Source organism: Dehalococcoidia bacterium (assembly GCA_028711995.1).
GTDB lineage: Bacteria > Chloroflexota > Dehalococcoidia > SZUA-161 > SpSt-899 > JAQTRE01.
In genome coordinates this window covers 44,381-65,470 of sequence record JAQTRE010000003.1, presented here as the reverse complement: position 1 = coordinate 65,470, position 21,090 = coordinate 44,381, and the positions used below count along the sequence as shown (strand labels likewise).

Here is a 21,090-nt window from a genome sequence, read left to right as displayed (position 1 = left end):
TCCTGCGGTTCTTCGATGGTAAATCTTGAGCGCAATTGCTCAACTTGGCAAGCTGAATCTTACAATAATTAGTTATCGGTGTCAATCAGATGTGGTTGTCTCAGACGCAGCAACATGGCCGTGTGACAGGAACCCCATTATCAAAAAGGTAAGGCCTCATGTCCTTAATCTCACAAAGATTGCCGATATCTGCAGAAACGTTGCCATCACTTGACTTCTCATGAGGCATCCCATACCATCGGATGAAGAAGGCTCACAGTAGTTACCCTTTAGGATGTGAATGAATGAGACTCATGTTGCGTCGACCCAAACCGTTGAAATGGATTACCGGTACGATTAACAACGCATTGGGGCACGTGCCGCAAAGAGCGACGGTGTCCGTGGAACTGGGGAAAGAAGCCAGAGAGAAGAAGATGCTTTCCTCACTTTCTCTGGAGTTGGAGAAGCGGGGCACCAAGGTCTCCAGTATTATCGCCGGGGTGGGAAAGTACCTTCCGGATAATATCGTTACTTCAGCTTCTATCGAGAAGAGACTGGATCTGCAGAAGAATGGAATACCTGAGAACTTCATCGAGGCGATGACGGGAGTAGTTGAGCGGAGGCACGTGTTGAATGGCGATTCTTCCTCCGATCTGGCGGCTCGAGCCAGCCTGAAGGCCATGGAGCAGGCCGGAGTGAGCGCCGACGAGATAGACGTCATCATCTTTGCTTCGGCAACGCATGATATGTGCGAACCTGCCACGGCCAATATGTTGCAGGAGAAGCTGGAAGCCTGGAACGCCCATGTTTTTGATGTCAAGAACGCCTGTAACAGCTTCGTCAATGCTATCGACGTTATGGATTCTTTTATCCGCACCGGACGCTGTCGGATCGGGTTGATTGCTGCCGGGGAGGTGCTCTCCGCATGCATCAACTGGAACGTCAAAACCCTCGAAGACATGAAGCTGGGGCTGGCCGGACTTACCTTAGGAGACGGCGGGGGAGCGATGGTCATCAAGGCGGGTGATGATGATGGGAGGGGAATCCGCGCCAGTCACTTTACGTCGGACGGCTCTGGATGGCCCTATGCCACTGTCCTGGGTGGAGGCACCTGCCATCCTCGGGACCCTTCCAAGGAATACTTCCTCTCCGACAGCCTCGAAATCGCCAAGATGACGATGAAGAATTTGCCGGGAGCCATCAGAACGGCGCTTCAGAAGGCGGGCTGGCGAAGCGAAGAGTTGGACCTGGTCGTACCCCATCAGGTGACAATTCAGCTCATCGATAGGATCAGCAAAATGGCGGCGCTTCCCCGGGAGAGAGTCGTGGTTACCGTCAACAAATATGGCAACACGGCAGCAGCGAGCATTCCTATCGCCCTGGCGGAGGCAATGGAGGCCGGTCGGGTTCAGCGAGGAGACAAAGTTCTCCTGATCGGCGGGGCTGCCGGCTGGAGCGGAGGCATCATCGCGGCGGTCCTGTAAATCAAACATCGGCGGAATGTAAACGAGGGCTGGTCAAGCCGACCAGCCCTCGTTTTGTTTGTAATGAACAGAAGCAGATTGCCCTTTTGTTTTACGCTTTGCGGAACACCACTTCGCCGCCGGCAGAATCAACCGTTATCCTGTCCCCATCCATGAAAGCGCCTTCCAAAATCCTGAGCGCCAGTGGATCAAGCACACGTCGTTGCAGCGTGCGCTTCAAAGGCCGGGCCCCATATGTCGGATCGAACCCCTCGGAGACGATCAGGTCTTTGGCGCCGTCGGTCAGTTCAATTGTCATGTGCCGTTCCGCCAGGCGTTTGCTCAGTGTCCGAAGCTGAATATCGACGATCTTCTCGATGTGCTCCCGGCCCAGCGCATGAAAGATGACGATCTCATCCACCCGGTTGAGAAACTCGGGACGAAAGTGCGTTCTGAGCGCCTCCATAATGTGCTTTCTGATATCCGCTTCGCCGATAGCCCCGACCTCGGTAAACCACTGGCTGCCGATATTGGACGTCATGATGACCGCCGTGTTCTTGAAATCGACCGTTCGCCCGTGGCCATCGGTCAGCCGACCGTCATCGAGGATCTGCAAAAGGACGTTGAACACATCGCCATGCGCCTTTTCAATCTCGTCGAAGAGGACCACCGAATATGGCTTGCGCCGTACAGCTTCTGTCAACTGTCCGCCTTCGTCATAGCCCACGTACCCCGGCGGCGCGCCGATGAGCCGTGATACGGTGTGCTTCTCCATGTATTCCGACATGTCCAGCCGGATCATCGCCTGTTCGTCATCGAAGAGAAACTCGGCCAGAGCTCGGGCAAGCTCCGTTTTGCCAACGCCTGTCGGGCCAAGGAAAATGAAGCTCCCCAGCGGCCGATTCGGGTCCTGCAGTCCGGCTCGCGCCCGCCGAATCGCATTGCTTACTGCCCGGATTCCTTCATCCTGTCCTACTACGCGCCGGTGGAGCCGTTCTTCCATATGAAGCAGCTTCTGGATTTCGCCTTCTACCAACCGGCTCACCGGAATGTGCGTCCACCGGCTGACGATCTCGGCGATGTCCTCTTCATCTACTTCTTCCTTCAGCATCTGCTTATCGCGCTGCATCTCGGCCAGTTTGGACTCGCTTGATTTGAGCTGTTTTTCCAGATCGACCAGGGTTCCATAGCGGAGCTGCGCCGCCTTTGCCAAGTCGGCCATTCTCTCGGCTCGCTCCACCTCCACACCGGCCTGCTCGATCTTTTCCTTGATTTGCCCGATGGCCTGGATGGCATCCTTTTCCTTCTGCCATTGCGCTCTGAGTCGGCTGCCTTCCTCCTTGAGGTCAGCAAGCTCTTTTTCCAGATTTCCCAATCGTTCCTTTGAGGCTGCGTCCTTTTCTTTCTTGAGCGCCTCCCGCTCGATCTCCAGTTGCATTGTACGTCGCTGGACTTCATCGAGTTCCACCGGCAGGCTATCGATCTCCATGCGAAGCTTGGACGCGGCCTCATCCACCAGATCGATGGCCTTATCCGGCAGAAACCGATCACTGATGTATCGATGGGAAAGGACGGCAGCTGCAACCATCGCCGAATCTTTGATCTTGATGCCATGGTGGACTTCATAGCGCTCTCGGAGTCCTCTTAAAATGCTGATCGTATCCTCGACCGTCGGCTCATTCACCAGCACAGGCTGGAAACGCCTTTCGAGCGCCGCATCCTTCTCGATGTGCTTGCGGTACTCGTTGAGTGTGGTTGCACCGATACAGTGCAGTTCGCCGCGAGCCAGCATGGGCTTGAGCATGTTGGAGGCATCCATCGCTCCCTCAGCCGCTCCTGCCCCGACGACTGTGTGCAGTTCGTCGATAAATAGCAGAACTTTCCCCTCTGCTTCCAGCACCTCTTTCAAGACGGCCTTGAGCCGTTCCTCGAATTCTCCGCGGTATTTGGCCCCGGCAACAAGCGCTCCGATATCGAGGGCCACTACCCGCTTATCCTTGAGTCCTTCCGGCACATCCTTTTTGATGATTCGTCCGGCCAGGCCTTCCACAATAGCGGTTTTGCCCACTCCCGGCTCGCCGATAAGCACCGGATTGTTCTTGGTGCGGCGTGAGAGAACCTGGATCACCCGGCGAATTTCTTCATCCCGGCCGATCACCGGATCCAGTTTGCCTCGCCGGGCCATCTCCGTCAGGTCCCGGCCATACTTTTCCAGCGCCTGATATTTGCCTTCCGGATTCGGGTCGGTGACCCGCTGATGCCCTCGGATGCTGGTCAGCACACCGTAGATGCTATCCTTGGTCACGCCTCGTTGCTTCAGAATTCTACCGGAGGCTCCCTTTCCAGGCTCGTCTGCAATGGCGATTAACAGGTGTTCGGTGCTGACGTAGTCATCCTTCAGCCGCTCGGCTTCTTTTTCAGCGTGATCGAAAACCTGCTTCAGTCTCTGGGACATGTAAACCTGTGTTACTCCATAGGCCTGGGGCTGATTGGAGAGTTCGGATTCAATCTCTCTTTTGATCTCTTCGATATTCATCCCCAGCTTGCTGAGAATCTGCGGCGCTACGCCCTCCGCCTGATTCAAGAGCGCCAGCAAAAGGTGCTCCACCTCCATCTGGGTGTGATGCTGGTCCTCCGCAAGCTTCTGGGAGTTCAGGATTGCTTCCTGGGCTCTTTCAGTGAATTTGTTTAGGTTCATATAATGTGTCTCCTCTCTCCAGATTTCTCATCCTCCGTCAAGGGAGAGGAATCTAAAATCACTCTCTGATTTTGGCCAGTTCTCTGAAAATGTCCCGCTCCTTTTCCGAAAGTCCCTGCGGCAATACAACTCGCACTTCAGCGTATAGATCGCCTTTCTGATCCGGGTGTTTCATGCTGGGCATTCCCTTGCTTTTAAGGCGAAAGGTCTTGCCGTTCTGAGTCTCGGCAGGAATTTTCAGTTTTAGAGCGCCAGCCATGGTGTTGACGTCGACCTCTCCCCCCAGAACCGCTGTGGTGAGAGAAACCGGTATCTTGGTATAAAGGTCATCCCCTTTTAACTCAAAGGTGGGATGAGGCTGAATTTGAATTGAAAGATAGATGTCTCCGGCTGGCCCTCCGCTGACTCCCGGTCCCCCTTGCCCTTTGAGCTTGATCCGCGAGCCGCTTCTTGTTCCCGACGGGATCTTGGCTTCGATAGTCTTGGTTGTGCCATCGGGGTTGCTCATCTGAAAGGCTCGGCTTGTCCCACGAAAAGCCTCTTCCAGAGTGATTTCCACTGGTTGCTCGATATCACCCCCCTTTCGAGGGGCCGGCCGGTGTTGTCTTCTGGGCTCTCCGCCGGGAGCACCACCGAAAAACGTGGAGAAGAAGTCGGAGAAGCCTCCGCCGCCGCCCGCTGACCCGAAGAGGTCTTGCATTTCCTCCTGCGTCATCGTCCGATATTGCTGCCGGGTCTGCCCGGCTCCGCCGGGTCTGAATCCATATTGGCTCCAGTCAAACGGCTGGCCCTGTGCACCGCCCCCCGCCCGTTCCCATTGTTCGTACTGTTGCCAATTGGCACCCAGCTGGTCGTATTTCTTACGCTTCTCGGCATCGCCCAGCACCTCATAGGCTTCATTAATTTCCTTGAATTTAGCCTCTGCACTCTTGTTGCCGGGGTTTACATCCGGGTGGTACTGGCGCGCCAGCTTGCGATAAGTCTTCTTGATATCCTTCTCGTTGGCGTTCTTGTCAACGCCCATGACTTTGTAATAATCCTTATAGTCCATCGCTTTCACCTCAACGGGATAGCATCATGGGATTAAGTTTAATCGGTTGCTCGGCATTTTTCCACTTGGGTATATGCCAAAAGGCCTCATCATTCCCTGAAGCTCTCCCGCTAGATTCCCGGCCAGCGTGACAGACGCCATGTCCCTCTTATCGAAGACTCCGTTTCTTCCTTCCTCCCTTGATCAATTTCCGGGGAACTTTCACTACGGCAGGCAAATAATGACGGTAACTGCATTGCAGGCAATATTCGTACCAATCGCCATCCCCATAGTCCCATTCCATAAAAACGTTGCCATCACATCTGGGGCATCTCTTTATCTCGCCCATTTTTAGCTCCCCCTCTCCGAATGAGTATCGTCCCTCTTAGATTCGCCGCCGACTCTCCTCCGCGAGAACCTTGGCGATTCGTTATCCCAAGCTGAGCAGGCGAGATGATTCTTGAATTCCTTTTCCGTCCCGCAAATCTTGCATACCCCTTTGCTGACCTCACCCTCCGGCGGCTCTATGATCCAATGGTGGACACAATTCCCTTTGGGCCTCGTCTCAGCTGGTTCAGTCAATGTCGTCTGTGTCATGGGGCACCTCCTCTTTTGGAAGTCTGATTCATTCTAAAGCAGGGCGGGGTTCATGGATGTGACTTTTGTCGCAAAGTTGATAATGGCTTTGTTATAGATATTGAAGAGGCATTGCGGAGTATTTTAAGGGTGCCGGGCAATGAATCCCTCGAGCGATATGAGATAAAAAAAGCGACCCTTACGGGTCGCCGGAGACGGTGACAAAACACAGGCCGCGTTATTTATTGATACTCACTTCAACCCTCAATGACGATCTCATAGGGACAGCTGATAGCTCCAACAGGACAAATAGCCTCGCACACGGTACACCATCCGCAGTCTTGTGATTCTATTATCGTTGCTTTCATCGCTACCATTACCACAGCGCCACAGCTGCAAGCGGACACACACAGACCACAGCCGTTGCATATCTCCACATTCACCAGCGGCATTTCAATCATTGCTCTCGCCTCATCTGAAGTCATACTAGCAGAATTCCCATCTGAACTAAGTGACCTTTGTCACCCTGGTTGCTCACGTGACCGAGTTGGCCATTTGTTGTAACGCCTTCTTGTTGGCGATGATCAGACGGTTTCGCTCAATTCGAATCAGGCCCTCTTGCTGCAACGTCTTGAGAGACCTTCCCACTACCTCCCGAGCAGTGCCCACTGTGGCTGCCATCTCCTGCTGAGTAAGCTTTGGCTTCGGGCTTGTGCCATCGGCGCCGTACTCCAGAAGCACTCTGGCGATTCTGTTGATAACGCGCCGGAACGAAAGGTCCTCTACCAATTCTATCAGGTGTCTAATCCTTGCAGTCATAACCTTTACCACATTTGGGAACACCTTCGGATAGTCTTTCAAAATTTTCTCTATGTCATTCCGGGTGATGCCATAGAGGCTAACCGGACTCATGGCTTCCGCGGAGGCCGGACTGGGGCCTCCATCGAACACAGCCACGTCGTTGAACGAATCTCCGGGTAAGATTATGCGCATTATCTGCTCTTTCCCTTCTTCTGACGTTTTGAAGCACTTGACTGCTCCGGAGACGACGAAATAGAGGGACTCGCCGGGGTTCCCTTCCCAGGTGATCACTTCTCCCTTCGCGAAAGATCTTTCAAAGACGACCGTGCCGATAGAGTCAATCTCTGAAGGACTGAGTCCGGAGAAATAGGGATTGGATAGTAGAAATTCGCTGGGTACAGTCAATGAAAATTGTCCTGATCGGGAGAGTAAGATAAGCGCTGGTGATATTCTAGTTCCTGGGAATCCATTTTGGCAAGAGGGACCATGCAGGAATCGATTGTGCTATTGGCTGCTCACTCTTCAAGCGATGGTATTCCATAACACAGAGAGGTTTTCTGAGGGAGTTGGTTTACGCTTGTTTGAAGGAGGATTAGTGTCAGATATTTGGCAAGAGTCAGGCTGATCACTTGACAATATTGATCGTTGATGGTTAAATGCAATATTGTCACCCATTAGCAATTCGAGAAAGGGGCGGGAACTTGCCGACAATAAATCAGCTAGTAAGAAAAGGGCGTCAGCCACTCAAAACCAGAGTGAAGAGACCAGCACTCCATTATGCCTACAACTCACTCAAAGGCAGGGGAAAGCGAGCTGGTGGATCACCTCAGAAGCGAGGAGTTTGCCTTCAAGTTAAGACGGTGACTCCCAAGAAGCCGAATTCAGCGTTGCGGAAGGTGGCGCGTGTTCGGCTCACCAATGGAATAGAGGTAGCGGCCTATATTCCCGGCGAAGGTCATAATCTGCAGGAACACTCGGTGGTGTTGGTTCGGGGGGGGAGAGTAAAAGACCTGCCCGGTGTCAATTATCATATTGTTCGCGGCACGTTAGATACGGAAGGTGTTGCAGGTAGGCAGACCAGCCGCAGCAAGTACGGGGCAAAAAGAGTAAAAGCGAAAAGCTAGGGTTTCTTCAGCGAAGTGAACTCGCCCAGAGGAGCTTCTGTCAACACGATAGAAGCTCCTCCATCTGAAATGAGGGGTATAAGTCAATGCCAAGACGAGGGAAAACATTCACCAAAAGAGTCATTCAGCCTGATGTAAAATATCAGAACGAAAAGCTTGCCCGATTCATCAATAAGATAATGCTGAGAGGCAAGAAGAGTACGGCTGAGATCATTGTCTACTCGGTGATGGATGTCATACAGGAACAGACAAAGAAGGATCCCTTGGAAGTCTTTGAGCAAGCCATAAAGAATGCTACGCCTCTCGTGGCGGTGAAGCCACGTCGTATTGGCGGAGCTACTTACCAGGTCCCGACGGAGGTGTCCCCGGCGCGAGGCCAGGCTCTGGCCATGCGCTGGCTGATCGATTCGGCCAGATCCCGGAAGGGAAAGCCAATGGCGGAAAAACTCGCGGCGGAACTCATCGAGGCTTCGCGTGGAGAAGGACCTGCAGTCAAGAAACAGCTGGATACGCACAGAATGGCGGAGGCAAATCGGGCTTTTGCTCATTATCGATGGTAGTCTGAAATGTTAAAGGTAATTGCTAAGGCGCAGAGTATGTCGCAGACGTCGTCACTGATTGAACTTACGCGTAACATTGGGGTCATCGCTCACATCGATGCGGGAAAGACCACGATGACAGAGATGATCCTTCATCATAGTGGGCGCACGTACAAGGTTGGGCGGGTGGACGACGGCACAACGGAAATGGACTGGATGGACCAGGAGCGCGAGCGCGGAATCACCATAACCTCTGCGGCAACCAGCTGCGTTTGGCAAGACCACAGGATCAACATTATTGATACGCCGGGGCATGTGGATTTCACTGCTGAGGTGGAGAGAAGTCTTCGTGTGCTTGATGGGGGTGTGGTGATCTTTGATGGCGTGGAAGGTGTTGAATCCCAATCGGAAATGGTCTGGCGCCAGGCAACCAAATACAAAGTTCCCAGAATCTGCTTTGTGAACAAGATGGATCGGACGGGGGCCAATTTTCAGCGGACCATTGAGATGATGAAAAAGCGACTGAAGACGAACGCTGTGCCGATTCAATTGCCCATGGGAGCTGAATCCTCATTTGCCGGAATCATCGATCTGGTTGAGGAGAAGGCGCTTCTCTTCTCTAAAGATGGGAATATGGAGACGATGGATATCCCGGCCGAATATCGGGAGATAACAGCCCGTTCCCGGCGTGAAATTATCGAACATGTTGCCGAAAGCGATAATGACCTCATGAATGCCTATATCAACGATAGTGAGGTTGATGTCGCTACTCTCCGGGCAGGAATACGCCGTGCCACCATTGCCAATAAGATTGTCCCGGTTATGTGTGGTAGCGCCCTCAGAGATATCGGTGTCCAGCCAGTTCTCGATGCAGTAGCATATTATCTTCCTTCACCTTTGGATACACCCCCAATCTGCGGACTGAGACCCGATACTGAAAAAGAAGAAGTTCGATACCCTCAAAATGAAGCCCCGCTGGCAGCACTCGCTTTCAAAATTGTCACCGACCCATTCGTTGGCAGGTTGGTGTACCTTAGGGTATATTCCGGCACTATCAAATCCGGAGCTCAGGTGTATAATGCTGTCACGGGCAAAAAGGAAAGAATCGGGCGATTATATCAAATGCATGCCAATGATCGGATAGAAGTTCAGGAAATTTACAGCGGTGGAATCGCCGCTGCCGTTGGATTGAGGGATACTTCCACCGGTGATACGATCTGTGATCCCAAAAACCCCATTATTTTGGAGTCCATCACATTTCCGGAGCCTGTGGTATCAGTGGCTATTGAGCCCAAATCGAAGGTTGACCAGGATCGGATAGTTGAATCTCTCAACAAGTTGGCCGAGGAAGACCCGACGTTCAAGGTTCAATACAATCAAGAAACCGGGCAGACGCTTATTTCAGGCATGGGTGAGTTGCAGCTTGAGGTTATCGCCACTCGCTTACTGCGCGAGTTTAAGGTCCACGCGAATGTAAGCAAGCCTCGTGTGGCTTATAAGGAGACTATCACGACCTCCGCCAAGGCTGAGGGTCGGTTCATCCGCCAGAGCGGCGGCAGAGGTCAATATGGGGATGTATGGCTCGAAATGGAACCTTTGGAGCGAGGGAAAGGGTTTGAATTTGTCAACCGTCTCGTCGGTGGGACGATACCCAAGGAATACGTTTCGTCGATACAAGCCGGGGTAAAGCAGGCTTTAGATGAAGGCGTCATAGCAGGCTATCCGGTGATCGATGTGCGAGCTACAGTTGTGGACGGAAGTTACCATGAAGTAGATTCTTCCGATATCGCTTTCAAGATGGCCGGGTCCATGGCGGCGAAAGCTTGTATCCAGAAAGCTGCCGCGGTAATCCTTGAGCCAATCATGAAGGTGGAAGTTTCAACCCCGGAGGAGTTTCTTGGTGACGTCATTGGCAGTCTGAATTCAAAGCGAAGCGGTATTGAGGGTATTGAGCAAAATGAGGGGATCAGTATTATTCAATGCTATCTTCCCCTGTCAGAGAGTTTTGGTTATGCCACTGACCTGAGGTCCATAAGTCAAGGGCGGGCCAGCTTTTTTATGGGTTTTGACCATTACGAAGCAGTCTCTAAAGATATGGCTGAAAAGATCACATCAAAATACAGGATCGGGAGATAGCGGTTAACATGGCAAAGCAAAAAATCAGGATCAAGCTGAAATCTTATGATCATCGAATACTAGATCAGTCGGCGGCTCATATTGTTGAGTCTGCGGAAAGCACCGGGGCAGCCGTAGTTGGGCCTGTACCGCTGCCGACACACATCAAGAAATTCTGCGTTATTCGCTCACCGGTTATCGATAAGGACTCCCGCGAGGAGTTTGAAATTCGTACTCATAAGCGCTTGATTGATATCGTGGATCCGACATCGAAGACAGTTGATGCCCTCACCCGTCTCAATTTGCCTGCCGGTGTGAGCATCGAGATCAAGATTTAAAAGCGATCCGTGCTTGACTGACGATCGAAGATGGCAGCGAAGGTGCTGTGAGTCTAGGGAAGGAAAGTGAAATGGTTGGTGGAATTTTAGGTAAGAAGATAGGCATGACCCAAATCTTTGCTGATGATGGCGCGGTGGTTCAGGTCACTGCCATCGAGGCAGGCCCTTGCGCTGTGACACAGATCAAGACATTGGACAAGGAAGGCTACAATGCCGTTCAGATTGGCTTTAGCGAGTCCAAGAAACTGAATAAACCGGAGAAGGGGCATCTCAAAAAGTCCGGGAATTTCAAGCAATTGCGCGAACTGAGGACGGATGATATTTCCGGAGTGGAGCTTGGTCAAAAAGTAGGCGTTGATATTTTCAAGCCTGGAGATATTGTCGATGTTATCGGCACTTCAAAGGGAAGGGGCTTCGCCGGTGGAGTGAAGCGCCATCACTTTAAGGGTGGCCCTAAAACACACGGGCAGTCTGATCGTCACCGGGCTCCCGGTTCCGTTGGCGCCGGCACTGGCCAATCCAAGGTGCTAAAAGGGCAGCGCATGGCCGGACATATGGGGAACGAAAGGGTGACCGCCAGAAGATTGAAGGTAGTAAAGGCCGACCCGGACCGCAACCTGCTTCTTCTGCGAGGTTCTGTTCCCGGGCATAGAAATGGGCTGGTCATCATCCAGAAGGTCTAACGTTTGTTGGGCACAGTGCGATTCGGTCGAGACACACTGTAATTGTTGCGAGATGCTATAGGGTCTTATTGAGCTCTATTTTTAGGGTGAAGATGCTAGCAGGGAAGGAATGGGGATTATTAATGGTTTTTGAAATTGGCGTGATCTCAGTTATAGGGGTGCTTTTTGGCGCTACCCTCTTGACTTTGCTGATATTTCCTGTAAGCTATAGTAGTCCAGTTGGTAGGGAGTGCGGGGCCGCATCTAGTTTGCGAAATCTGGTAGCTACAGCCCACAGTCTACAGTCACCAGCAAAGAGGACAAACTGTAAGCTGTTGGCTGTTTTTGTGAGTGAAGCACCCAAGGGGATATGATGCAAATTCCAGTTTATGATGCTGAAGGGGCAATTGTAAGGCAGCTCGATCTAGATGAGAGCGTTTTTGGCGTGGCTATGAATGAGGCTGTCGTTCACCAAGCAATGGTGAGGCAGCGAGCCAATGCCAGAGTGGGCACGGCTAACACGAAGACCCGTAGTGAAGTAGCAGGCAGCACTCGTAAGCTATTCCGACAAAAACATACCGGCCGAGCGAGAGCGGGTGACCTTAGATCACCTTTGCGCCGCCATGGCGGGGTAACGTTTGGTCCTCGCCCCAGGAGCTATCGACAGGCCATGCCCAAGAAGATGCGTCGTTTGGCGATAAAGTGCCTGCTTTCCGGAAAGCTTTCTGATGGGGAGCTGAAGGTAATAGATAGCTTGGTGATGAGCGAACCCAAAACCAAGAACATGATCAGTCTCTTGAAGGCTTTGGAAGTTGATCGCTCAGCCCTCATTGCCTTATCTTCGCCGGACGCGAATGTGATCAAATCAGCATGTAATCTCAGTCGAACCAAGGTGACTCAGGCTCGGCAGCTGAATGTGGTCGATCTGCTCTCCCACAAGAGTTTGATAATGACGGCTGATGCTGTCCGGGCGGTTGAAGAGCTTCTGGGGGCAGAGAAACCCGCTGTTGCATGAGGATAGGTTATCAAGATGCATATCTATGAAGTACTCCGAAGGCCAATAGTCACGGAAAAGAGCTCCGACCTCAGGGTTCAGAATAAGTATGTCTTCGAAGTGATGAAAAAGGCCAACAAAGCTCAGATAAAAGCAGCCGTAGAGAAGGCTTTCAAGGTTACCGTAGTCTCGATAAATGTGGTCATGGTTCCGTCCAAACCCAGAGGCTTCGGAAGGATGAAAGGCCAAAAGCCGTCGTGGAAGAAGGCTATCGTTATGCTGAAACCGGGCGACAAGATCGAGATATTCGAAGGGGTCTAGGAAGAATAATGGCAATCAAGTTACATAAACCAACCTCACCGGGTCGCCGGGGCATGAGTGGGCAGGATTTTCGTGAGCTGACCAAGAAGAAGCCTGAGAAATCGCTGGTTGTGCCCCTACGCAAGAAGGCAGGCAAAAACAATCAGGGGCGGATCACCGTAAGGCACCGTGGGGGTGGGGTAAAGAGGAAATACCGGATCATCGATTTCAAACGGAGCAAGCATGATATCCCCGCTAAAGTGGTGGCTCTTGAGTATGATCCAAATCGTTCAGCGCATATCGCTCTCCTTCAATACGCTGATGGGGAGAAGAGATACATCTTGTCGCCGCTGGGGCTCAAGGTCGGTGCAGAGGTTATGTCTGGTGAGAAGGCCGAGATAAAAGTAGGGAATGCTCTCCCGCTCAGGCTCATTCCTGCGGGAACACCTATTCACAATATTGAAGTTCATCTAGGGCGGGGCGGACAGCTCGTTCGAAGCGCCGGGTCGGCCGCCCAACTTATGGGCAAAGAGGATAAATATGCCTTAGTGAGACTTCCTTCAAAGGAGACTCATCGCATCCGGCTGGAATGTATGGCAACGATCGGTCAGCTTGGAAATATTGACCATAACAGTATCGTTCTCGGCAAGGCGGGCAGGAAGCGATTGATGGGGTGGCGTCCAACGGTGCGAGGTACTGCCATGACGCCGCGTGATCATCCTCATGGTGGTGGTGAGGGAAGGTGCTCAGTGGGTTTCCCTGGTCCGAAAACCCCTTGGGGTAAGCCTGCCCGTGGCGTCAAGACTCGGAAGAACAAGCGAACCGACAATATGATTATCAGAAGGCGAAGGTAAGCGGAGGTTCAGGTGGGAAGATCCACAAAGAAAGGCCCATTTATTGATCCCAAGTTAATGAAGAAGGTGAATGCTCTCAAGGAGAGTAAGCAGAAGGCCGTAATCAAGACTTGGGCTCGCAGTTCAACCGTCATACCTGAGATGGTTGGCATTACGCTGGCGGTTCATGATGGCAGACGCCATGTTCCTATCTTTTTGACGGAGAACATGGTGGGTCATAAACTGGGAGAGTTTGTGCCGACTCGGACGTATCGCGGGCATACTGCCAAAGCGGAAAAAGCAACTCGCAAAGCGTAACTTTCAACGAAAAAAGAAAATCCCCGGTTGGTAGAACGAGAATGGAAGTAAGAGCAACAGCAAAAGGAATAAGGCTTTCTCCTGAGAAGGCACGGCGGATTGTCGATAGTGTGCGCGGGAAAAAGGTCGATGAGGCTCTAGGTATTTTGAGTTATATGCCAAGCGCAAACGCTCGGATTGTCTCGCGAGTGGTGAAGTCTGCTGCTGCCAATGCAGAGAACAACTTTCAGATGGCACCAGCGGAACTCAAAATTGTCGGAGCATTCGTGGATGACGGATTGCGCATGAAGAGGATGCGGTTTAAGGGTCGTGGTAGGGTCAATCCAATCCTCAAGCGAATGTGTCACATTACGATCGTGGTTGAGGAGACATAAATGGGGCAGAAGGTTCACCCAGTAGGGTTTAGGCTTGGTAGCTTCAAGACGTGGCAGTCCAAATGGCATGATGATCACCATTATGCTGCACTGGTGCACGAGGATCTGTCTATTCGCAGTGCCATTAGATCCAACTATAGCGGAGCCGGTATTTCAAAGTTGGAAATCGAACGCGGCACCGGCGATGTCACGATTACCATCTATACGGCTAGGCCCGGAGTGGTTATTGGGCGTGGGGGGCAGAGGGTTGATGAGATGAGGGGCATCCTGGAAAAAGTTGTCGGAAAAAAGGTCCGGCTGAATATTCAAGAGATACGGGAGCCCGAACTTGATGCCTATCTGGTGGCTAGAAATATTGCAGACCAGCTGGAGAGAAGGATTTCCTATCGACGGGCCATGAAGCGGGCTATGCAGCAAACTATGGATGCCGGAGCCAAGGGAATAAAGATCCAGATCAGTGGAAGACTTGACGGACATGAAATAGCTCGGCGTACAATGGAACACCAGGGGAGCGTTCCTCTGCATACCCTGTGTGCCGATATCGATTATGGTCTTGCCGAAGCTCTTACGGCCACAGGTAAGATCGGTATCAAGGCGTGGATTTTTAAGGGCCTCATCGTCCCTGAAGTCCGACAGCCAGTTGTGAGAGAAAGGCTCGAGGCAGCTGAAGAGCCTGGGGAGTCATCTTAGATGTTACAGCCAAAGAGAGTCAAATATCGGAAAGCACAGAGGGGCCGTATGAAAGGCAAGGCCCAGTCTGGGAACTCTGTTGATTTTGGAGAATTCGCTCTGCAGGCATTGGAGCCCGCTTGGATTACCAGTCGCCAGATTGAGGCCTCCAGGCGCGCCATCGTGCACCATGTAAAACGCGGAGGGAAAGTCTGGATTCGCGTCTTCCCTGATAAGCCGGTTAGCTCCCGCCCACCGGAGACCAGGATGGGCAAGGGGAAGGGTGCCGTAGATCATTGGGTAGCTGTGGTGAAACCGGGCAGAGTTCTATTTGAGATGGCAGGCATTCGCGAGGACGTGGCAAAGGAGGCCTTGAAGCTGGCTTCCCATAAGCTTCCAATCGCTACCCGGATCATAACGAAAGCACAATAGGTATATTGAAGAGGAGTTTGGAGAGTTGCGGATAACAGACATGCGGAAGTTGAAATACGAGGAACTCCGGCGAGAGCTCGAGAGTTCACGTCAGGAGCTTTTTAATCTGCGATTCAGAGCTTCCACGAGGCAGTTGACCGACTATCGCGAGGTCAACAAGGCAAAGAAGAAAATTGCCCAGCTCCAGACTATAATGCGCGAAATGGAACTATCCAGGAGTTAGAAATATGGGTAACAGGCGAACCCTCGTGGGGAACGTAGTGAGCAATAAGATGGATAAGACGGTTGTGGTGCTGATAAGCACTCGTCGCCAGCATGTTCGCTACAAGAAACATGTCGTTTATAATAAGAAGCTCAAAGCCCATGATGAGACCAACGCCTGTAGTGTTGGCGATAGGGTCAAGATCAGCGAAACGCGACCTCTATCGAAGGAAAAGTGTTGGCGGGTAGCGGAGATTCTGACTAAGGCAGAGACAAGAGAGCCGTCAATAAAAGAGGAAGCGAGTTAAGAAGTCATGATCCAGATATATACTAGGCTCAGAGCGGCGGATAACTCCGGGGCAAGGGAGATTATGTGCTTCGGGATTCCCGGAGGGACGAGGAAGCGATATGCCACAATAGGCGATGTGATCGTGGCTACAGTCAAGGAGGCAAATCCAGGCGCTGCAGTCAAGAAAGGCGATGTGGTCAAAGCGGTCATAGTCCGTGTAGCTAAACCATATGGCCGTCGGGATGGTTCGTATATTAGATTCGATGAAAACGCGGCTGTCATCTTGGATGAAAAGGGAAATCCGAAAGGGAGCCGCATCTTCGGTCCGGTAGGCCGTGAGCTTCGGGAGAAAGACTTCATGAAAATCGTCTCGCTGGCTCCTGAGGTGTTGTGATGATGAAGATCAAGAAGAACGATGAAGTGCTGGTGATATTGGGGAGAAGTGAAGGAAAGAAGGGGAAAGTACAACGGACTTTCCCTAAGGATGAGCGGTTAATTGTGGAAGGGGCCAATATGACCAAGCGGCATATGAAGCCGCGGGGAACGATGAGGCAGGCGGGAATTATTGAGAGAGAAGCCCCCATTCACGTTTCCGACGTGAAGTTGATTTGCAAGAAATGCCACCAACCTACACGGGTAGGGTTCCGCTTTCTTGGGGACAAGAAAAAGGTTAGAATATGCAAAAAGTGTCACGAGGTAATCGACTAATGCCCCAGATTTCACGTCTAAAGCAGAAGTATCACGAAGAAGTAGTACCGCAGATAATGCGGGAGAGCGAGTATCGGAGCCCGATGAGGGTTGCTCGGTTGGAGAAGGTGGTGCTCAATATAAGCATGGGCGAGGCCATCCAAAACGCGAAGGCACTTGAGGCAGCAACCACAGATCTGGCAACGATCACAGGGCAGCATCCGGTAACTACCAAAGCCAGAAAATCAATCGCCGGTTTCAAACTGCGCCAGGGCATGCTGATCGGGGTCATGGTAACACTCCGGGGCAAACGGATGTATGATTTTCTTGATCGTTTGATCAATGCTGTAATCCCGCGCATCAGAGACTTTCAGGGAGTGTCCAGAGATTCATTCGACGGCCATGGAAACTATTCGTTAGGAATAAAGGAGCAAATCCTCTTCCCCGAAATCGACTATGATAAGATCGATAAAGTGCGAGGGTTGCAGGTCTCTATTGTAACCACGGCGCAGGACGATGAAGAAGGCAGGCGTCTTTTGGAGCTCATGGGCATGCCCTTTGCCAAGTAAGGAGATAAGTGGCGAAGACTTCTCAAATAGTAAAATCACAAAGAACCCCGAAATACAAGGTACAGCATAGGAATCGATGTCGCTTGTGTGGGCGGCCGAGGGCTTATATGCGCTACTTTGATCTCTGCCGCATTTGCTTCCGCAAACTGGCCAATGAAGGACAGTTGCCGGGGGTTCGGAAGTCCAGTTGGTAATGGGAGAGCAATCATGACTGTAACTGATTCTATAGCTGATATGTTAACGCGGATAAGAAACGCTAATATGTCGGGCTCAAATTTTGTGCTCGTTCCTTGTTCAAAGAGCAAGATTGCCATTGCCAAGGTTCTCAAAGATGAGGGATTTATCAGAGAGTACGAACTCTTGAAGGGTGAGACACCGCAGCGGGTCATAAAGATACATCTCAAGTATACACAAACAAAGGAGCCCGTTTTAAAGGGACTCAAGCGTGTGAGTAAGCCAGGTCTCAGGGTGTATGTCGGTAAAGGGGAAATCCCTCGCGTTTATGGGGGGATGGGGATAGCCATGTTATCTACTACGCAAGGGATAATGCCAGGAAAACAAGCGTGGCGGAGTGGGCTGGGGGGGGAAATCTTGTGTTACGTATGGTGAGTGACACATTGAGGATAGAGGATGTCAAGAGTAGGAAAAAAACCCGTAACAATACCCAAAGAGGTTGAGGTTAAGATTGAGGGAAGTAAAATAACTGTCAAAGGGCCTAAAGGGGCCCTTAGTTGCTCCGTGCAACCGGCTATGTCCATTGAAGTTGACGGGAGCATTCTGACAGTTTCGAGGCCGTCTGATAGCAAAGAGCATCGTTCTTATCATGGTCTCACCCGGACGCTGATCGATAACATGGTTCAAGGGGTAAGCCAAGGATTTCAAAAAAACCTGGAGCTTGTGGGAGTCGGATATCGTGTTCAGGCGGCGGAGGGAAAGCTGATGCTTTATTTAGGCTATCCCAAGCCCATCGAATTCATGTCACCCCCGGGGATTTCGCTTACTGCTCAGGGAACTAATAAGATTACTGTCTCGGGTATTGATAAGGAGCTAGTGGGGAGAACATCGGCCCAAATCAGAGGGCTAAAGCCGCCTGATCATTATAAGGGTAAGGGTGTCAGGTATTCAGGCGAATATGTGAGGCTAAAAGCAGGCAAAGCCGGCAAGATCGGCGGCAAGAAGTAAAGAGTTTTAAGAAGAACTGCTATGACAAGTGTGAAAGAAGCTAGAGTCAACCGAACAAGGAGACATTTAAGGGTCCGAAAAAAGGTTAGCGGCACAGCAACCAAGCCCAGGCTCTGTGTTTTCCGTAGCTTGAAGCACATATATGCTCAGCTTTTGGATGATAGTGAAGGGCGGACTCTGGTCTCGGCCTCCTCATTTGATACAACGAAAGAAGCCGGTCCAAAGAGCAAGTCTGAGGATGCCAAGCTTGTTGGCACTCTGTTAGGAAAGCGGGCTCTAGATATCGGAGTTGAGCAGGTTGTTTTTGACCGTGGGGGGTATAGGTATCACGGCCGAGTCAAAATCCTGGCGGATGCAGCCAGAGAAGCCGGACTAAAATTCTGAGGTCTTCATGAATCAAAGGATTAATCCAGAAGAGCTAAACTTGACCGAAAAGCTGGTCCACGTAAGGCGTGTTGCTAAAACTGTCGCTGGTGGGAGAAAGCTTTCATTTAGTGCCCTGGTAGTGGTGGGTGATGATCAGGGTCATGTGGGTTTCGGCCTTGGTAAGGGCAAGGAGATACCTGTTGCTATCAGAAAAGGGGCAGCTGTAGCTAGAAAGAAACTCATCCGGGTACCGATCAATGGAAGCACCATTCATCATGAGATAACCGCCAAATTTGGCGCCGCCGAGGTTTTTCTTAAGCCGGCAGCTCCGGGAACCGGAGTGATTGCGGGGAAGGCTGTTCGAGCTGTGGTTGAATCGGCAGGAATAAGAGATATTCTGAGTAAGTCTAAGGGTAGCTCAAATCCGATCAATGTCGTCCAGGCGACTCTGACGGCGCTGAGTCAGCTCAGAGACCCAAGAGAGGAATTGGCCAAGCGTGGCAAGGCATTGCCGCAAGACAGGGAGACCAGCTAAGATGTCCACACTGCGCATTACCTGGAAGAGAAGCACGATTGGTTATGCCAAGGACCAAAGAAGGGTGATTGAAGCCTTGGGTTTGCATTCATTAAATGGTGTTGTGGAACACCGCGATTCGCCGCAAATTCGGGGAATGGTGAGGAAGGTCAGACACCTGGTGGAGGTAGAGGAAATGAGCCAGGAAGGTGAGTCTTGAAACAGAATGAATTACACCCCCCAGTGGGGGCTAAGCATAAGCGGAAGCGTGTAGGGCGCGGTCTGGGAAGCGGGCATGGTACTTATTCTTGCCGTGGACTGAAGGGACAGAAGTCCCGTTCGGGAGGTGGGGTTCACCCGCTTTTTGAGGGGGGGCAGAATCCTCTGGTGAAGCGTTTGCCGTACAAGCGCGGATTCAATAACATATTCCGTACGGAATATGTTATTGTAAATATCGAGAGGTTGAGCATTTTTCCCGAGGGATCCGAGGTGACTCTCGAAGCTATGGTTGCTGCAGGGATACTGAAAGGATTGAATAAGCCTGTTAAGATATTGGGAGACGGTGAGATCGCGCGCAAGATGGTGGTGAAAGCGAATAAATTCTCGCAAGCAGCTAAGAGCAAGATAGAGGGCGCAGGGGGGACGGCGGAGGTGATCGCCTGATGCAGCGTCCAGAGGCAAGGCAGAGCGGGATGCCCAAACTGGTACAGGCGGTGGTGAATGCTCTTCATCACCCCGATCTTCGACGAAAGCTGTTGTTCACCTTCGGCATTCTGGTGATCTTCCGCTTCATTGCTCATATTCCCGTGCCTGGTGTTGACACTGAGGCACTCAAGGACCTCTTCGAGCAAAACCAGTTGTTGGGCATGCTGGATATCTTCAGCGGAGGCGCCATGCGCACGCTGAGCATAGCTGCCATGGGGGTCTATCCCTATATAACTGCCTCAATCATCATGCAGCTTCTGGTTCCGATAGTCCCGAGACTGCAAGCGTTATCTAAAGAGGGCGAAGACGGAAGAAATAAGATAAACAAGTATACCCATTGGCTCACCGTCCCGCTGGCTATGATGCAGGGGTACGGTCAATTGGAGCTTATGAGTCGACCTGTCTCTGGAGGTGGGGTTCCTCCCATCCACGGGGTTGGCCTAACAGGGAGCGATCTGCTGCCCACAGCTGCGATGGTGATAGCTCTCACAGCGGGCACCATGTTGCTTGTATGGATGGGTGAACGTATAACAGAGAGCGGGATCGGAAATGGGATTTCAATCATAATCTTCGGGGGCATTGTAGCCGGAATGCCGCAGAATTTGGAGCGCACTCGTCTCTTATCAGGCTATGGCGGCTTGTTTAAGCTGGCAATATTGCTGGTGGCTATCGCTTTCTTGATCGTATACGTTACGGAAGCCTTTCGGCGCATTCCGGTTCAATATTCGAGAAGTACCTTCCGTGGAGGAAGGGTTTATCGGCAAAGTGGGGGAACGCACATTCCGCTTCGAGTGAATTCGGCCGGAATGATCCCTCTCATTTTCGCCATGTCACTGATGGTATTCCCGGGTACGGTGGCCAGTTACTTTATGAATGCAGAGGGGCAGAACTCTAATTTTGCCAATTTCATCTACGAACTATTCAATACAGGAGAAGGATACGGATGGTTTTACTGGTCCTTCTATTTTCTGCTGGTGGTTGGGTTTACCTTCTTTTATACGATGGTTATTTTCCAACAACAGAATATCGCCGATAACTTGCAGAAGCAGGGAGGGTTTGTTCCGGGCATTCGCCCGGGGAAGCCAACAGCAGAGTATCTTAATGGTATAACCAACAGGCTCACTTGGGGAGGGGCGCTATTCTTGGGGTTGGTGGCCATTATGCCCGTATTCGCAGGAGTGATGGTGGGCTCTTCAGCTACTAACGCGCAGACACTTATGCTCATCAGCAGCGCGGGGATACTGATCGTGGTCGGGGTGGTCCTCGACACAATGCGGCAGATGGAAGCGCAGCTTTTGATGCGTCATTATGAGGGATTTATTAAGTGATCTC

General features: G+C 51.6%; 31 protein-coding genes. 26 read left to right on the top strand and 5 right to left on the bottom strand.

Features of this window, described 5'->3' with window-relative positions; all coding sequences use genetic code 11:
* Positions 1 to 284 precede the first annotated feature (284 nt).
* Positions 285 to 1,463 carry a ketoacyl-ACP synthase III gene (locus PHV74_01390; protein MDD5093023.1) on the top strand — a complete coding sequence of 393 codons (1,179 nt, stop codon included), beginning with the start codon at positions 285 to 287 and terminating at the stop codon, positions 1,461 to 1,463.
* 91 nt (positions 1,464 to 1,554) lie between these two features.
* Here the strand turns inward: PHV74_01390 and clpB are convergent, their stop codons facing one another.
* From clpB to PHV74_01365, 5 genes are all read right to left on the bottom strand, one after another.
* Positions 1,555 to 4,140, bottom strand: a complete 2,586-nt coding sequence (clpB, locus tag PHV74_01385) for an ATP-dependent chaperone ClpB (GenBank protein MDD5093022.1) — start codon at positions 4,138 to 4,140, stop codon at positions 1,555 to 1,557.
* A 58-nt stretch (positions 4,141 to 4,198) separates the two neighbouring features.
* Positions 4,199 to 5,191, bottom strand: coding sequence for a J domain-containing protein (locus PHV74_01380; GenBank protein ID MDD5093021.1), 993 nt, complete (start codon positions 5,189 to 5,191; stop codon positions 4,199 to 4,201).
* Between the two features lie 330 nt (positions 5,192 to 5,521).
* Entirely contained in the window at positions 5,522 to 5,767 is a 246-nt protein-coding gene (locus PHV74_01375) for a hypothetical protein (protein MDD5093020.1), read from the bottom strand.
* Positions 5,768 to 6,003: 236 nt separating this feature from the next.
* A complete protein-coding gene (locus PHV74_01370; GenBank protein MDD5093019.1) occupies positions 6,004 to 6,207 on the bottom strand; it encodes a 4Fe-4S ferredoxin in 204 nt (67 codons plus the stop codon).
* A 73-nt stretch (positions 6,208 to 6,280) separates the two neighbouring features.
* Positions 6,281 to 6,952, bottom strand: coding sequence for a Crp/Fnr family transcriptional regulator (locus PHV74_01365; GenBank protein ID MDD5093018.1), 672 nt, complete (start codon positions 6,950 to 6,952; stop codon positions 6,281 to 6,283).
* A 296-nt stretch (positions 6,953 to 7,248) separates the two neighbouring features.
* Between PHV74_01365 and rpsL the strand changes: the two genes are divergently transcribed.
* The 25 genes from rpsL to secY all read left to right on the top strand — a co-directional run bounded on the left by rpsL (position 7,249) and on the right by secY (position 21,086).
* Complete coding sequence (gene rpsL, locus PHV74_01360) at positions 7,249 to 7,671, top strand: 30S ribosomal protein S12 (protein MDD5093017.1); 423 nt, start codon at positions 7,249 to 7,251, stop codon at positions 7,669 to 7,671.
* An 86-nt stretch (positions 7,672 to 7,757) separates the two neighbouring features.
* The gene (gene rpsG / locus PHV74_01355) at positions 7,758 to 8,231 is read left to right on the top strand and encodes a 30S ribosomal protein S7 (protein ID MDD5093016.1); all 474 of its coding nucleotides are present in this window, start codon (positions 7,758 to 7,760) and stop codon (positions 8,229 to 8,231) included.
* 36 nt (positions 8,232 to 8,267) lie between these two features.
* On the top strand, positions 8,268 to 10,346 hold the full coding sequence (fusA, locus tag PHV74_01350; protein MDD5093015.1) for an elongation factor G: 2,079 nt from the start codon (positions 8,268 to 8,270) through the stop codon (positions 10,344 to 10,346).
* Between the two features lie 8 nt (positions 10,347 to 10,354).
* Positions 10,355 to 10,663: a 30S ribosomal protein S10 gene (rpsJ, locus tag PHV74_01345; GenBank protein ID MDD5093014.1), complete on the top strand. Its 309-nt coding sequence runs from the start codon at positions 10,355 to 10,357 to the stop codon at positions 10,661 to 10,663.
* A 71-nt stretch (positions 10,664 to 10,734) separates the two neighbouring features.
* On the top strand, positions 10,735 to 11,346 hold the full coding sequence (rplC, locus tag PHV74_01340) for a 50S ribosomal protein L3 (protein MDD5093013.1): 612 nt from the start codon (positions 10,735 to 10,737) through the stop codon (positions 11,344 to 11,346).
* A gap of 352 nt (positions 11,347 to 11,698) precedes the next feature.
* On the top strand, positions 11,699 to 12,340 hold the full coding sequence (gene rplD, locus PHV74_01335) for a 50S ribosomal protein L4 (GenBank protein MDD5093012.1): 642 nt from the start codon (positions 11,699 to 11,701) through the stop codon (positions 12,338 to 12,340).
* A gap of 15 nt (positions 12,341 to 12,355) precedes the next feature.
* Positions 12,356 to 12,640, top strand: a complete 285-nt coding sequence (rplW, locus tag PHV74_01330) for a 50S ribosomal protein L23 (GenBank protein MDD5093011.1) — start codon at positions 12,356 to 12,358, stop codon at positions 12,638 to 12,640.
* An 8-nt stretch (positions 12,641 to 12,648) separates the two neighbouring features.
* Positions 12,649 to 13,473 carry a 50S ribosomal protein L2 gene (gene rplB / locus PHV74_01325; protein ID MDD5093010.1) on the top strand — a complete coding sequence of 275 codons (825 nt, stop codon included), beginning with the start codon at positions 12,649 to 12,651 and terminating at the stop codon, positions 13,471 to 13,473.
* A 12-nt stretch (positions 13,474 to 13,485) separates the two neighbouring features.
* Positions 13,486 to 13,770: a 30S ribosomal protein S19 gene (rpsS, locus tag PHV74_01320; GenBank protein MDD5093009.1), complete on the top strand. Its 285-nt coding sequence runs from the start codon at positions 13,486 to 13,488 to the stop codon at positions 13,768 to 13,770.
* Between the two features lie 41 nt (positions 13,771 to 13,811).
* Positions 13,812 to 14,144: a 50S ribosomal protein L22 gene (gene rplV, locus PHV74_01315; GenBank protein ID MDD5093008.1), complete on the top strand. Its 333-nt coding sequence runs from the start codon at positions 13,812 to 13,814 to the stop codon at positions 14,142 to 14,144.
* Positions 14,145 to 14,834 (top strand): 30S ribosomal protein S3, encoded by a 690-nt coding sequence (rpsC, locus tag PHV74_01310; protein ID MDD5093007.1) that lies wholly within the window; start codon positions 14,145 to 14,147, stop codon positions 14,832 to 14,834.
* Complete coding sequence (gene rplP, locus PHV74_01305; protein ID MDD5093006.1) at positions 14,835 to 15,245, top strand: 50S ribosomal protein L16; 411 nt, start codon at positions 14,835 to 14,837, stop codon at positions 15,243 to 15,245.
* A gap of 40 nt (positions 15,246 to 15,285) precedes the next feature.
* Positions 15,286 to 15,468 (top strand): 50S ribosomal protein L29, encoded by a 183-nt coding sequence (gene rpmC / locus PHV74_01300; protein ID MDD5093005.1) that lies wholly within the window; start codon positions 15,286 to 15,288, stop codon positions 15,466 to 15,468.
* Positions 15,469 to 15,472: 4 nt separating this feature from the next.
* Positions 15,473 to 15,754 (top strand): 30S ribosomal protein S17, encoded by a 282-nt coding sequence (rpsQ, locus tag PHV74_01295; GenBank protein ID MDD5093004.1) that lies wholly within the window; start codon positions 15,473 to 15,475, stop codon positions 15,752 to 15,754.
* A gap of 6 nt (positions 15,755 to 15,760) precedes the next feature.
* Complete coding sequence (gene rplN, locus PHV74_01290; GenBank protein MDD5093003.1) at positions 15,761 to 16,129, top strand: 50S ribosomal protein L14; 369 nt, start codon at positions 15,761 to 15,763, stop codon at positions 16,127 to 16,129.
* 2 nt (positions 16,130 to 16,131) lie between these two features.
* The gene (rplX, locus tag PHV74_01285) at positions 16,132 to 16,443 is read left to right on the top strand and encodes a 50S ribosomal protein L24 (protein MDD5093002.1); all 312 of its coding nucleotides are present in this window, start codon (positions 16,132 to 16,134) and stop codon (positions 16,441 to 16,443) included.
* Positions 16,443 to 16,991 carry a 50S ribosomal protein L5 gene (rplE, locus tag PHV74_01280; protein MDD5093001.1) on the top strand — a complete coding sequence of 183 codons (549 nt, stop codon included), beginning with the start codon at positions 16,443 to 16,445 and terminating at the stop codon, positions 16,989 to 16,991. The genes rplX and rplE overlap by 1 nt, the downstream gene beginning before the upstream one ends.
* 8 nt (positions 16,992 to 16,999) lie before the next feature.
* Positions 17,000 to 17,185: a type Z 30S ribosomal protein S14 gene (locus PHV74_01275; protein MDD5093000.1), complete on the top strand. Its 186-nt coding sequence runs from the start codon at positions 17,000 to 17,002 to the stop codon at positions 17,183 to 17,185.
* Between the two features lie 13 nt (positions 17,186 to 17,198).
* Entirely contained in the window at positions 17,199 to 17,600 is a 402-nt protein-coding gene (gene rpsH, locus PHV74_01270; GenBank protein MDD5092999.1) for a 30S ribosomal protein S8, read from the top strand.
* Positions 17,601 to 17,621: 21 nt separating this feature from the next.
* Entirely contained in the window at positions 17,622 to 18,173 is a 552-nt protein-coding gene (gene rplF, locus PHV74_01265) for a 50S ribosomal protein L6 (protein MDD5092998.1), read from the top strand.
* A 21-nt stretch (positions 18,174 to 18,194) separates the two neighbouring features.
* On the top strand, positions 18,195 to 18,557 hold the full coding sequence (gene rplR / locus PHV74_01260) for a 50S ribosomal protein L18 (protein MDD5092997.1): 363 nt from the start codon (positions 18,195 to 18,197) through the stop codon (positions 18,555 to 18,557).
* A gap of 7 nt (positions 18,558 to 18,564) precedes the next feature.
* Positions 18,565 to 19,074, top strand: a complete 510-nt coding sequence (gene rpsE / locus PHV74_01255) for a 30S ribosomal protein S5 (GenBank protein ID MDD5092996.1) — start codon at positions 18,565 to 18,567, stop codon at positions 19,072 to 19,074.
* 1 nt (position 19,075) lies between these two features.
* On the top strand, positions 19,076 to 19,273 hold the full coding sequence (gene rpmD, locus PHV74_01250) for a 50S ribosomal protein L30 (protein MDD5092995.1): 198 nt from the start codon (positions 19,076 to 19,078) through the stop codon (positions 19,271 to 19,273).
* A complete protein-coding gene (rplO, locus tag PHV74_01245) occupies positions 19,270 to 19,716 on the top strand; it encodes a 50S ribosomal protein L15 (GenBank protein MDD5092994.1) in 447 nt (148 codons plus the stop codon). The genes rpmD and rplO overlap by 4 nt, the downstream gene beginning before the upstream one ends.
* A 38-nt stretch (positions 19,717 to 19,754) precedes the next feature.
* On the top strand, positions 19,755 to 21,086 hold the full coding sequence (gene secY / locus PHV74_01240) for a preprotein translocase subunit SecY (GenBank protein MDD5092993.1): 1,332 nt from the start codon (positions 19,755 to 19,757) through the stop codon (positions 21,084 to 21,086).
* The last annotated feature ends 4 nt before the right edge of the window (positions 21,087 to 21,090 follow it).